Consider the following 12753-nt stretch of genomic DNA (forward strand, 5'->3'; position numbering starts at 1 on the left):
CCTGGCTGCTCGCCGAGCGCCGGATTCTGACCACTTTCGCCGGGGTGCAGCGCGCGCCGCTGGAACTGACCGCACCGCCTGCGGGTCGGCCCCGTCGTTCGGTGCCAAAGTGGTGATGGCGCTGGGTTCTTCGACTTCTTCGACCACCGTCCAGCCGGCCACATCGGCCAGTGCCGTGCGACTCAGGGCGCCCAGCTCCGCCAGACGCGTGTACACAGCCTGCGGCCGGTAAGCCAGATGCTCGCCCAGAGCTAACGAAAACCCAACCCGCGCAGCGATATTGGCTTCGCCGAATTCGAGCTCTTCGGCCACCGTCGGCGAGCCGTCTTTCCTGGCCCATTCCGGCGCCGCCAGCCTCGGGCGCAGGCGTTCCATCAGCTCCCGGCGTACCGCGAGCATCCCGACGCCGCGGGGCCCGGCGATCCATTTGCGCGACGAAGAATAGGTCACGTCGGCGCCCACCGCGCAGTCAACCTGGCCCAGCGCCTGCGCCGCATCGACAACCAGCGGCAGTCCCAGCTCCCGGCAGAGTTGGGCAATCATCGAAACCGGTTGCACCACACCGCAATGGCTGGCCACCGCGGTCAGGTGCACCAGCTCCGGCGGGCCGCTTTCCAATGCCAGCGCCGCGTCGTCCAGGGCGACCCGGCCGTCTTCCAGGGTGGGCAGTAGCTGCCGGTCGAATCCATGGGCGGCCATCAGGGCCAGGTTGGGCCCGTATTCACCGGGCAGGCAGGCTATCCTTCGTCGATCCGTCGGCCAGCTGCCCAACAGCAGATCCAGCGCGTTGAGCGAACCGGTGGTGAAAACCACCTCCGCATCGGTCATCCCGGTCAACGCGGCGAACGCGACGCGTCCGGCGTCGAGCACCGGAATGGCGGCCTCCGCCGCGACGTAACCGCCGACTTCGGACTCGTTGCGCGCGTGCTGCGCGGTGGCCTCGATCACCGCCAGGCTCTGCCGCGAACAGGCCGCGTTGTCCAGGTGCAGTCCGGCCATCGGCGGACGTGCTGACCGCCATTGGTCGGCCAGCGAAATTCCGCCGGTCACTTCACGGCCAACGACAACCCGAAGTCGCCCGCCTCGTCGGTCCACCACCGGGTGCGACGCAAGCCCGCCGCGGCCAGTTCGCCAGTCACCTTGTCGGAGTGGAATTTGCACGACACCTCGGTCAGCATCTCCTCGCCGGCCTCGAAGTCGACGGTCAGGTCGAGCGCTCCGACCCGCACGCGCTGGCGCCGCTCGGACCGCAGCCACATCTCGATGCGTTCTTCGGCGGCGTTCCACCGGGCCACGTGCCGGTAGGCGTCGACGTCGAAATCCGCGTCGAGTTCCCGGTTCACCACCGCGAGCACATTGCGATTGAACGCCGCCGTCACCCCGGCGGCGTCGTCATAGGCGCGCACCAGCCGCCCGGTGTCCTTGACCAGGTCCGTGCCCAGCAGCAGGCTGTCGCCGGGCCGCATCTGCGCGGACAGCACGGCAAGAAACTGTGCGCGCGGTCCGGGCGTGAGGTTGCCGATCGTCGACCCGAGAAACGCGAAGAGTCGTCGGCCCCCTTGCGGGATCTCGGTCAGATGTTCTTCGAAATCGCCGCAGACGGCCTTGATTTCAACTCCGGCGTATTCCTGCTGGATGGCGGTGGCGGCCGTCGACAGGATGCTGGCATCGACGTCGAACGGGACGAACCTGCGCAGCGAGCCTCGGTCGCGCAGGGCGTCGAGCAACAGACGGGTTTTCTCCGATGTCCCACTGCCCAATTCCACCAGGGTGTCCGCCCCGCTGGCCGATGCGACTTCGTCCGCGCGTGCCCGCAAGATTTCGGCCTCGGCGCGGGTCGGGTAGTACTCCGGAAGTCGGGTGATCTGATCGAACAGGTCGCTGCCGACGGAATCGTAGAACCACTTGGGCGGCAACGACTTCGGTGTCTTCTGCAAGCCGTCGAACACGTCTCGGCGCAACGCCTGGTACGCCGAGTCGGCGGCAAGATGGTTCGACAGCGACAGCGTCATCAAGATCCTCCCGAATGTTCCAGCGGCGTCAGGGTGACACCGCTGGCGGTGACTTCGACAAGGTGACGGTCCGGCACGTCCTCCCAGTCCGAGTCGTTGTCATAGGGCTCGCTGGCCAATACCACGCCGTCGGTGCGGCGCAAGATGCACAGCGTGTCACCCCAGGCCGTCGCCAGCATGCGAGAACCGTTGGCGGCCAAAATGTTCAACCGGGCAAGCGGATCGGCCGCGCCAATCTCGGCGATGGTCTCGCCCAGCGCGTCGAGGCCTCGTTCGAAGATGACGGCCGCCAGTATCGCGCTGTCACATACTGATTCGGCTTGTGAGGTGGCCGGGAACACCGTGCGGTCGACGATTCCGTTGTGCGACAACAACCACTGCCCATCGGTGAACGGTGCTGTCGCGCTGGCCTCGATCGGCATGCCGACCGTCGCCGAGCGCACCGCGGCGACCACGCAGTGGCTGTGCAGCACGGGCGCGACGGATTCGAACGAGACGTCGCCCCACAGTGGCGCCGGACTGCGCCACCGGCGTGCCACCCCGGGCTGCGCAGCGCCGTCCGCGGGCGCGTCGAAAAATCCGACGCCCCAGCCGTCGGCGTTGAGCAGGCAATGCTTCTGGCGGCGCGGCGCATAGGACTGCACCCGCAGCCCGAACGGCGGATCGAGCACCAGCGAGGACACCGTGACGTCCGCCCCCAGCCATCCCAAATGCCGGCACATCAGGTGGCATCTCCGGCCTCGGAGAGATCCCACGCCAATCGGACGCCGGAAAAGATCTGGCGGCGGTACGGATGATCCCAGTTGCGGAAACTCGGACGCATGATGCCCGGTTCCACGGCCCACGAGCCGCCGCGCAGCACCCGGTAATCGCCGTCGAAAAACGGCTGCGAATACCGCTCATACAGCATCGGGACGAACCCCGGCCAGGGCCGCAGCGGGGAGGTGGTCCACTCCCAGACCTCGCCGAGCATCTGCTCGGCCCCGTATGCCGACGCGCCGGCCGGGTAGGCGCCGACCGGCGCGGGCCGTAGCGCCGTGCCGCCCAGGTTGGCCAGCGCCTCGCTCGGTGTGCGCTCCCCCCACGGATACCGGCGCCGGGTATTGGTGGACGGGTCCCAGGTGCAGGCCTTCTCCCATTCCATTTCGGTGGGCAGCCGGGCACCGGCCCAGGCCGCGTACGCCTCGGCTTCGAAATAGCTAACGTGCTGGACGGGTTCGTCGGCCGGGATGTCTTCGACGTGGCCGAAGCGGGTGCGGGTGGCGCCGTCGGAGCTCCAGAACTGCGGCGAGGTCAGGCCCGCGCCCTGGCGGTGCTGCCAACCGCGCTCGGACCACCAGCGGGGTTGGTCGTAGCCGCCGTCGTCGATGAACTGCCGCCATTCACCGTTGGTGACCGGCACCCGCCCGATGCGGAACGCCGGTAGGTCGACGACGTGCGCCGGACGCTCGTTGTCCAACGAGTGCGGTTCGTCGGCGGCGTCCACACCGAGCACAAACTCACCGCCGGGCACCAGCACCGAGGTGCCGGCCAGCCCCGCTCGACCGGCCGGCAGGGGCGATGCGTCCGGCAAAAGCGGTGCGCCGCTGCGCAAGTTCAATGCCTGCAGCATGGTTTCGTCGTGCTGGTTTTCGTGGCTGACCACCATGGCGTACACGAAGGCCGCCTCATCGCCGGCGGGGTCGTCGGGCAGCACGTCGAGGGCATCGAGCACGGCCGAGCGCACGGTCCGGCAATATGCCCGGGCTTTGTCCGGCGACAGCAGCGGCAGGTCGACGCGGCTGGCGCGGGAATGCACGAAGGCGTCGTACAGGCTTTCGACGGCCGGCGGCAACATCCCGGGCCGGGCGGGATCGCCACCACGCAGCAGCCACAGCTCTTCTTGCTGACCGATATGCGCCAGATCCCACACCAACGGGCTCATCAACGGGTCGTACTGCCGGTACAGTTCGGCGTCGTCGAATTCGACCAGCCGCAGCGTCCGCGCGCGTGCCCGCGCCAGGTCGTCGGCGATACCCTCGCGTGACGTCACAGCTCCCCTTGCGCCAATCGCGCCACCGTGGGCGCGAGACCGTGCTCGATCACCTGGTCGGAGAAGTCGTCGCCGGGACAGCGGCCCTGCTCGACGAGGCGGACCAGCTGCCGCATCGAATCGCCGACTTCGGCCGGCGCGTTCGCGGCGGCGATGGCCATACATTCATTGGCGGCCGCGTACAGGCGCTTATCTCGCAGCCCCACCCGGGCGGCGGTGTCCCAGGCAGTGGCCACCGGTTCGACGGCTTCGGCGGCGAGGTCGGCCGCGACCGGGTCATCGAGCAAGGCCACCAAAGTGAACGCCACGGCGGGCCACAACGCGTCGGGCACGCTGTCCAGATAGCGGATCTCCAGCCACTGCCGCGGGCGGACCGGCGGGAACAACGTGGTCAGGTGGTACTCCAGGTCGGCGACACTCGGGCGACGCTCCGCGAGCGGCACGCGGCCGTCGACCCAGTCAGCAAAGGGCACCCAGTGCGTGACGGCCTCGGCGTCGGGGTTGTGCACCAACATCACCGGAGCTTTGAGCGCGTAACGCGCCCAGTCGGTGCCCGGGTCGTCGCCGCTGGCACCCAGGATTGGGCCGCAGCGCGCCGAATCCATCCGACCCCACACCCGCTGGCGGCTGGACACCCAGCCGGTGAAGTCCCCGACCAGCATCGGCGAATTGGCGGTTATCGCAATCATGGTGGGCCCCAAGGCATGCGCCAGTCGCACTCGCGCCGCCCAGCCGTCCCGCGGCCCGGCGTCCACATTGACCTGAATCGATGCGGTGGACGCCATCATCGCCGCGCCCGCTTCCCCGGAGCGACTGGTTGCGAAGAACCGTTCCATGGCGCGGTACCGGGCGCCGGGGTTGATGCGCTGGGGCGGGCGCAGCGGGTCGGCGCCGAGGAAGACCAGCCCCAGCCCGGCGTCAGCAAATGCCGGCTGCAGCACGGCCTGATCCCGGCGCATGGCCTCGATGGCCGGTATCACGCCGTCGGCCGGGGGGCCGGACAGCTCGACCGCGCCGCCCGGTTCCACGGTGATCCTGCTGCCACCGGGCAATGCGGGAAGCGCGTCGAGCACCTCACCGATCTCGTCCCAGCTGGGCCTGCGGTGCGGATCAGCCGGATCATGGCAATGGGCTTCCAACTCCAGACCCACCCGGCCCAGCGGGGCGTCCACCAGACATCCCTTGGCGATGTATTGCGCGACGGCCGCCGAGTCGGCCAGCTCGGCCATGTTCAGCTCTGGAGTGGAGTCGGCACCTGCCACCCGCGACTCCGACTGCGAAGCCGCGGCAGTGATCGGCGCGAACGTCATATCACGATCCCTTCGGGCCCCGGCAGGCCTGAACATGCACCTGCGGACCGCTTCCCTGCGCAGCTAATCGAACGATACCGGCACCACTTCGTCTAGTGCTTCATCTATCAGATGCCGCCGACATATTCCCCTCCCGGCACTTTGGGATGCACGGGGAAGACGGGTACCCGATCGCTCGATTATTGACCCAGCGCGTTCTGCATCGCCCCGGCCAGCACGTTCACCGCGGGTCCGGCGTTGCCTGACTGGCACACTTTCGCCTGCAGCAACACGTTTTCGCGCAGCCTGGTTGTATTGAAGCACCGGCGATCGGTGCCGGCTTCTTGCTTGGTCCAGTTCGCGTCGACCGGTCCGGCCGGCGGGCCGTCGAACGACCACACCTGCGTGCTGCCGTTGTCCAGGTGGAGCGCGGTGGTCTGTCCCGAACAGCCCACCGTTCGATCCACCACCCGATGAAACGCCCGACCCGCGGCGTCGTTCGTGGCGAACACCCCGACGGCCTGTTTGACCAGATGCGTCTGGTCGGTGGCCGACGTCTGGGTGACAGCGCCGTTGAACGACGCCAGGTCGGGGTCGTTGTACACCTCGGGCAAGCCGATGTCGGCCCAGTTGTTGCACTCCGGCAGATCGACCCAGTCGCCTTGCCCGGGCTGGGTGAACACCGACTCCCACCCCATGGGTCCGCCGACGATGTTGCCGACCGATCCCCTGCCTAGCACGGCATAGTTCACCACGCCCGGCTCCGACGGGTGCGCGGCCGCGGCCGGCATCCCGGCCACGCCCGCCAAGGCCAAGCCGACGGCCAGCGCCGTCCCATGGAACTGGGCAACCTGCGGAACCCGCGTGATCATGCAGCGATCATGCCAGGCGTCCGAACGTGCAGTCAGCCCCCGTTGGCCCGGACGCCTTCCTCGACCTTTTTTCCGAGGTCGGCATCGACGTTGCGCCAATACTCGAACACCCGCGACAGCACCGGTTCCTTAACGCCTTGCGAAACGTGACCAATGATGTTGTGCGCCAAGCGTTCCCTAGCCGCGTCGTCGAGCACGTTGCGGACCATGGTGCCGGCCTGCCCCCAATCGTCGTCCTCGGCGTGCAGCGTGTACGCCGAGCGGACCATGTCGCCGTCGGCGTGCCAACGTACTTCGGCGGCGCGGGCCGGGTCGGCGTGCGGTCCGCCGTAGGAATTGGGCGCATACACCGGGTCGGAGACGTTGTGGATCCGCATCGCCCCGTCTTTGGAATAGCTGTTCACCTCGACCTTGGGTGTGTTGACCGGAATCTGCCGGTAATTGGTCCCCAGCCGGGCGCGGTGCGCGTCGGAGTACGAAAAGCCGCGCGCCTGCAGCATTTTGTCCGGACTCAACCCGGTGCCCGGCACGGTGTTGTTCGGTTCGAAGGCCGCTTGCTCGATCTCGGCGTGGTAGTCGGTGACGTTGCGGTTCAGCGTCATCTTGCCGACGTCGATCAACGGGTAATCGCCATGCGGCCACACCTTGGTCAGATCGAAGGGATTGAACCGGTAGTTCTTGGCTTCTTCGTACGGCATGATTTGCATCTTCAGCGTCCAGCTCGGGTGATCCCCACGCTCGATCGACTCGAACAGGTCGCGCTGGTGGTAGTCGCCGTCCTCGCCGGCCAACCGGTCGGCGTCCTCCTGGGTCAAAAAGTCGATGCCCTGATCGGTGATGAAATGGTATTTCACCCAGAAGATCTCGCCGGCGGCATTGATCCAGCTGTAGGTGTGGCTGCTGTAGCCGTTCATATTGCGCCAGGTCTTCGGGATTCCCCGATCGCCCATCAGCCAGGTCACTTGATGCGCGGATTCGGGGGACAGGCTCCAGAAGTCCCACTGCATGTTGTGGTCGCGCACATTGCTTGCCTGCAAGCGCTTCTGGGACCGGATGAAGTGCTGGAACTTCAACGGGTCACGCATGAAGAAGACCGGGGTGTTGTTACCGACCAGGTCGAAATTGCCTTCGCTGGTATAAAACTTCAGCGCAAAGCCGCGCGGGTCCCGCCAGGTGTCTGGGCTGCCCCGTTCGCCGGCGACGGTGGAAAACCTTGCCAGCATGTCGGTTTTGGCGCCGGGCTGGAACACCGCCGCCCGGGTGTACTTGCTGACGTCGTTGGTTACTTCGAAATGACCATAGGCGCCACCACCTTTGGCGTGCGGCTGGCGCTCCGGGATGCGCTCCCGGTTGAACATCGCCATCTGTTCAATCAGGTAGTGGTCCTGCAACAGAATCGGACCGTCTGGCCCAATAGTCAGCGACTGGTCATCGCTGGGCGCAGCGATACCGGCGTCATTGGTCGTGAAACGCTCCGTCATTACGATCCCTCCTCCACCGGACTGGAGGCCGCAGTACCCGAAATCGCAAACCGCGGTACCGAATTTGCTTGGACATCAAGCATTTTCAGTACCGCGGTGAGCACCCCGGATTTCCGGCCCGCAATCGAGTATCCCCTTACCTTGATCCGTTCAAGATAGTGCGGGCAACATTCGTCGGTCACCCACTAGGGGTTAATACCCATTCCGGACGTCGTTTAAGTCGTGGCTTGAGCGCGGTGCCGTTACGGGCGTGGTGCGGGCGCGCCCGGAGGCGGGCTGACCGGCGGTTGTCCGGGGCCGCTGGAACCCGGGCCGTTAACCGGTCCACCCGGACCGCCCGGCCCACTCGGTGGCATCGGCACGATCATCCCGGGACCACCGGGCCCGTATCCCCAGGGCCCGTTGTCGGGTCCGCCGGGGCCGCCGTACCACGGCCCGTAGCCGGAACCGCCGTACTGCCCAGGCCCGTTACCCGGCCCGGGACCACCGGGGCCTCCCCAGGGGCCATTGCCCGGCCCCGGGCTGGCGGGATGGAACATGCCGTGGTGGTGGTGATGGTGTTGATAGTAGTTGTGCTTCCAGATGAAGGCGCCGACAAAGAAGATTGACGTCAGGATGAACACAATGCCCGCAACAATGATGACCCAGGCCGCAGCCGCGTAGAGCAGCGGCGGCTTCACCCGGTGCGGGGGTGGCGGCGGTGGCGAAGTGACTGGTGCGGCTGTGGTCGGCTCGGGGGTCGGCTCTCTGCTTGGCTCAACTGGTCGTTCGGGTGTCTCGCTCATGCCTTGCCATATTGCCGCGCACACCATGTCGATAACAGGGCCCGGCGACAAATTTGTGCTGAATCGAGATGCCGCGGTGAAGTACCGGCCGCCGCAAAGACAGGTGGCCCGGCGCTCGCGTGGAGCACCGGGCCACTGGTGGTAAGGGGTTTCAGTTGGTCAACACGATGACGCTCGGGGCCTGTCCCAGCACGCCGTGCGACGTTGCCGCGGAGTGGAAGACCGACGGCGGGAGCTGGCCGGGGGCCATGCCGCTGGGACGCACGCCCGACGGAGCGGGAGCAGTGGTGGTTCCCGGTGCGTTCTGTCCGCCCTGTCCACCCTGACCGCCCTGACCGCCGGGTGCACCCGGGCCGCCGAAGTTACCGGGGCCGCCAGGACCGCGGTGATGAACCATCGCGTGGTGGTGCTTGTGGTGGTGACCGTGGTGTCCGCCGCGGTGGCCGAGGATGAAGCCGGTGAAGAAGATAACCGCGACGATGAACACGATCCCGGCGACGATGGCGACCCACGCGGCGAGTTGGAAGACCCGCGGGGCCCGGTAGGCGGCCGCCGCTTCCGCGGCGACCGGTGCAGTGGCGGTGGAGTGCCGCACAGTGGGGGTGTCAGATGTTTCACTCATGAGACAAATGATGAAGCCGTTAACAGTAGTGGCGGCTATGCGCTACTTATGTAGCAGCTGTGAACTAAAGCCCCCGCTCAGAGGCTAAAAAGACCTTCGTCAGCCGGAGACGAGTGCGCGGTCAGCGAGGGCACCCATAACCGGTGCCAGCACTCGCGCGTACTGGGGCGTCAGATGGAATTCGTTGTGGTAAACGAGCGTGTTGCCAACGATCGGCGGGCAACGGTCGGCGGTGCAGAAAAGGTCAGTGATGTCCGCGTACCGTCCGCCGCCGGCTTTTGTGGCGGCACTCTCAGCTGCCAACCCGGTTTCGTTGACTGCGGTCGCCCGCCGAGACGAGCAGGCCGCCGCGTCGTCGAGGTGGATGGACAAGCAATCCGGCACCATCGAGTGCAGATCCGGTATTGGACCCAGCACCAACACCCTCGTCCCAATACCCCGTAGTTTTTGTACAAGACGGCTCATACTCTCGATCCACGCGCTGCCGTATGCCGAGAAACCCGTGTCGAAGTCCCGACCTACGCGCAGCACGGCCAACACCACTAGCCGCGGATGCTCATCCCTCAACCTGGCCGTGATGTCGCCGCGCCACTGCTCGCATTCGGTGTACTTGCGGTGCAAGACATTGAGGGGCAGGTCTAGCACTGGGCAGGAGGCTTTACTCAAGACCTCCAACCGCCAGTGCCGTTGTGCAGCGACTTGCTGGAAAGCCGGCCCCCACATCCCGGCATTCGAGTCGCCGATCAGGGCCACCCTGGTCGCCGAGGCCGTGTCACCCGTCGCGCACTCGGGTTGGGCCACGTCTAAGAGGTTAAGCACGCAGCCTTTCAAGTCGGTCGAGGATGGCTTTCCGTAGATAGCGTCGGGAAGCGGCGGATCGAGGTTTGACGGTACGGCCTTCAGATCGGCGGATGCCGCAACCGCCGCCTGCACCTGGGCGAAAGTGTGCTCGACCGCCGCGTCGTACAACTCGACGTTTGTCCCTGTGGGGGCAGGCCCGGCGGTAACCGCCAGAGTCGGGGCCGCGGGGCCGCGGCCGGCCGGCGTCGGTACCACCATTTGCAGCACCACGCCGACACAGACAGCGACCGCCGTGGCCGCGCCGCCCACCATAAGGCTGCGGGGCGCTGACCGGCGCACCGCCGAGGCATATCGGAACGGGTTCTCGATGAGGCGCAGCGTGAGCACAGCTAGCCCGATGGAGACGATAAGAGCTGCCAGTCCGTCTATCGGCCCCAGAGGGTGTCCCAGCAACGGCGTGGCGAGCAGCAGCACCGGCCAGTGCCACAGATACCACGAGTACGACACTCGCCCGACCGATCGCATCGGCGACAATGCCAGGACGCGGCCACATCCGCGAGAAGGCGCGGCGCAGCCCGCGCCGATCACGAGCGCGGTCCCGAGCACCGGCAGAAGCCCAGCGATGCCCGGATAGGGCGTGTTCGCACTCAGCTGGCTGCAGGCCACCAGGACCAGGAGTAGGCCAACCCATCCCGCGATCGCAGCCGGAATCCTCGGGAGTCGACGCCACTGGGTGGTCGTGAGGGCCACCAGCCCCCCTATGGCCAGCTCCCACGCCCGGGTGTGGAGCGAAAAGAACGCCACGGAAGGCGCCTCAGTTGTAGCCACCCATGACAAGGCAAACGAAACGGCGCCGACGAACGCAAGGGCCAATACGTACGGGGTCACCGACGAGGTGGCGCGTGCGGTCGCGGCGCGGCGACGGGCGCGCCGGATTAGCCACGTCGTACCGATAATTAGGGCCGGCCACACCAGGTAGAACTGCTCTTCTACACCCAGCGACCAGTAGTGCTGGAATGGCGAGGCCGGCCTATTTCCGATCTGGAAATAGTCGACGCCTTGTCGAGCGAATCGGTAATTGCTGACGTACAGCGCACTGGCGATGCCGTCACCGATAACGGCCTTGGCCTCCAAAGGAGGTAACAGCACAGCCGAGCCAATCGCGGTAGCGACGCCTACCAAGGCCGACGCCGGGAGCAGTCTACGGGCCCGCGCCCCGTAGAACCGGCCCAACCGAACCGTTCCGGCGGTACTCACCTCACGCCAGAGCAGCCCGGTAATCAGGAAGCCAGAAATGACGAAAAACACGTCCACGCCGACGAACCCGCCGCCCAATCCCGGCAGATTGGCGTGAAACAGAACCACGGCCAACACGGCAACGGCACGCAAGCCCTCGATGTCCGGGCGGAATCCGGGCTGCGGCTGACCAGCGGCGGCGTCAGCAACCGTTTCCGATTCGATGGCGGAAGACTGTGCGGCAGCGTTCGGTGACGGAGCTTGATCGCGCGTGTCGTCTCTCGAAGTCATACTCACCCTTCTGGTCGTCCGCGTATTTTGCCCGAAGCGCTGCGCAGCGGCCCGTTTATTGCGAGCTCGCGCTAATGGGCAATGTCAACGAGCTGACCCATATGGCCGCGCCCAGGCATCCTAAAAGAGTCGCTCCCCAATGCCGACTCTCTACAGCCGGAAAGCCGCGGCTTTTACTCGGGTTTGAATGGGTTGACCGCGAATTGAATCACTCGATAGGGCGCGGTCACCCGCGCGCGAGTGTCCCATTGGCTGACGAAGATTCGTAGCTCGCCAAGCGTCGATCCGGGCGAGATATAGCCGCCATACGGTTGTGCGAGCCGGTTGTCGTAGGGCGGCGGCAGACTTTCCGCGGGATCCGGCCATTCGTCGTGTTGCACCACCGTGGTGACCGGCGCGTCGCCCAGTGACGTCGGGTCGTTGGCGACCCTGACCTCCATGTTGCCCGTGGCGGCATTGAAGTAGGACAGCACCGCCTTGCCGTCGATTTGCCGGATGCACATCTCGCCCACCGCGTCCGGCCACAACGGTGTCGGCTGCTTTCCCCAGCCGCCTTGCGTGCCGGCCGCCCAGCCCTGCCACCGCGACCGGTCGGTGAACGTCTGCGGGGTGGCCCGATACAGCAGGACCGGATCTCTGCGGGTGAAGCTGTCGGCGACGATGTACACCCACCCGCTGGGTGAATCCGGGGTGGGGATCGGGTCGTAGTAGCCGCTGATCTGGGTCTGCGAGCCGCCCTGGTAGGAGGCGGGCCGCTTGGAGCCGGGGATCGTCTGCCAGCCCGCGCGGGCCGGTTCGGCGGTGACCAGGCGGGAGGTCTGCGGCTCGAGATTCTTGGTCGTCGTCACCATCAGGTAGTTGCGCCGGTTGATCTGCACCACTCCGGCGGGCAGTTGCGAGACCCCCGGCGGCGCAGGGTCGGCCAGCAGCGGATTGCTGATCCCGGTGACGCCGGTGTAGCGCACCCCGCCGGGGTCGTCGACGGACGAGGTGTCCACACGCAACGCCACCGGCGCGTACCAACCGCCGAACCCGACTCCCTGACCGGCAAAGCTGTCGCCGCAAACCTGGAGCAGCTCGGCGGGGAACTCGACGAACTCACACAGGTCGGTCGCGCCGATGCCGTAGTCCCCGGTGGGGGTGCCGGTACCGGCCGTAGGACCGATCCGCAGCACCTGACCGGGCGCCAGCGGCTGCAGCACGGGTTCGGGCGCCGGCGCCGCGGGATCAGCATGGGCGACACTCGAAACCCATTGCGGCAGAACCAAACACAATGCCGACGCGGCTAACAGTGAGCACCGCGCGGCGAGGCGAGTGTGGGTGGTGCTCACC

At 66.7% G+C, this 12753-nt stretch carries 11 protein-coding genes; all 11 read right to left on the reverse strand.

Going from position 1 to position 12753, the window contains the following annotated elements; genetic code table 11:
• Positions 1-999 (reverse strand): ergothioneine biosynthesis PLP-dependent enzyme EgtE (egtE, locus tag A5625_RS14525; RefSeq protein WP_232003697.1); only part of this gene is annotated, 999 nt, incomplete at its 3' end.
• A gap of 47 nt (positions 1000-1046) precedes the next feature.
• A complete protein-coding gene (egtD, locus tag A5625_RS14530) occupies positions 1047-2012 on the reverse strand; it encodes an L-histidine N(alpha)-methyltransferase (RefSeq protein ID WP_066994827.1) in 966 nt (321 codons plus the stop codon).
• Positions 2012-2734, reverse strand: a complete 723-nt coding sequence (egtC, locus tag A5625_RS14535) for an ergothioneine biosynthesis protein EgtC (protein WP_066994830.1) — start codon at positions 2732-2734, stop codon at positions 2012-2014. The genes egtD and egtC overlap by 1 nt, the downstream gene beginning before the upstream one ends.
• Positions 2734-4044 (reverse strand): ergothioneine biosynthesis protein EgtB, encoded by a 1311-nt coding sequence (gene egtB / locus A5625_RS14540; RefSeq protein ID WP_066994833.1) that lies wholly within the window; start codon positions 4042-4044, stop codon positions 2734-2736. Before egtB ends, egtC begins: the two co-directional genes overlap by 1 nt.
• Positions 4041-5354 carry an ergothioneine biosynthesis glutamate--cysteine ligase EgtA gene (egtA, locus tag A5625_RS14545; RefSeq protein ID WP_066994836.1) on the reverse strand — a complete coding sequence of 438 codons (1314 nt, stop codon included), beginning with the start codon at positions 5352-5354 and terminating at the stop codon, positions 4041-4043. The genes egtB and egtA overlap by 4 nt, the downstream gene beginning before the upstream one ends.
• 179 nt (positions 5355-5533) lie before the next feature.
• The gene (locus tag A5625_RS14550; RefSeq protein WP_066994839.1) at positions 5534-6205 is read right to left on the reverse strand and encodes a sensor domain-containing protein; all 672 of its coding nucleotides are present in this window, start codon (positions 6203-6205) and stop codon (positions 5534-5536) included.
• Between the two features lie 32 nt (positions 6206-6237).
• Entirely contained in the window at positions 6238-7686 is a 1449-nt protein-coding gene (locus tag A5625_RS14555; RefSeq protein ID WP_066994841.1) for a catalase, read from the reverse strand.
• Between the two features lie 242 nt (positions 7687-7928).
• Positions 7929-8471: a hypothetical protein gene (locus tag A5625_RS14560; RefSeq protein ID WP_066994844.1), complete on the reverse strand. Its 543-nt coding sequence runs from the start codon at positions 8469-8471 to the stop codon at positions 7929-7931.
• Positions 8472-8622: 151 nt separating this feature from the next.
• Positions 8623-9066: a hypothetical protein gene (locus A5625_RS14565; protein WP_197516111.1), complete on the reverse strand. Its 444-nt coding sequence runs from the start codon at positions 9064-9066 to the stop codon at positions 8623-8625.
• 126 nt (positions 9067-9192) lie between these two features.
• A complete protein-coding gene (locus tag A5625_RS14570; RefSeq protein ID WP_066994849.1) occupies positions 9193-11421 on the reverse strand; it encodes an acyltransferase family protein in 2229 nt (742 codons plus the stop codon).
• A 173-nt stretch (positions 11422-11594) separates the two neighbouring features.
• Positions 11595-12752: a DUF4185 domain-containing protein gene (locus A5625_RS14575; RefSeq protein ID WP_066994852.1), complete on the reverse strand. Its 1158-nt coding sequence runs from the start codon at positions 12750-12752 to the stop codon at positions 11595-11597.
• Position 12753: the final 1 nt, after the last annotated feature.

Source organism: Mycobacterium sp. 1465703.0 (assembly GCF_001672975.1).
Classification (GTDB): Bacteria; Actinomycetota; Actinomycetes; order Mycobacteriales; family Mycobacteriaceae; genus Mycobacterium.

What these genes read in the sequence shown, in the direction of transcription:
- A5625_RS14555 (WP_066994841.1), bottom strand. Translation starts at nt 7,686, where the DNA reads ATGACGGAGCGTTTCACGACCAATGACGCCGGTATCGCTGCGCCCAGC.
- egtD (WP_066994827.1), bottom strand. Translation starts at nt 2,012, where the DNA reads ATGACGCTGTCGCTGTCGAACCATCTTGCCGCCGACTCGGCGTACCAG.
- A5625_RS14570 (WP_066994849.1), bottom strand. Translation starts at nt 11,421, where the DNA reads ATGACTTCGAGAGACGACACGCGCGATCAAGCTCCGTCACCGAACGCT.
- A5625_RS14550 (WP_066994839.1), bottom strand. Translation starts at nt 6,205, where the DNA reads ATGATCACGCGGGTTCCGCAGGTTGCCCAGTTCCATGGGACGGCGCTG.
- egtC (WP_066994830.1), bottom strand. Translation starts at nt 2,734, where the DNA reads ATGTGCCGGCATTTGGGATGGCTGGGGGCGGACGTCACGGTGTCCTCG.
- egtA (WP_066994836.1), bottom strand. Translation starts at nt 5,354, where the DNA reads ATGACGTTCGCGCCGATCACTGCCGCGGCTTCGCAGTCGGAGTCGCGG.
- A5625_RS14560 (WP_066994844.1), bottom strand. Translation starts at nt 8,471, where the DNA reads ATGAGCGAGACACCCGAACGACCAGTTGAGCCAAGCAGAGAGCCGACC.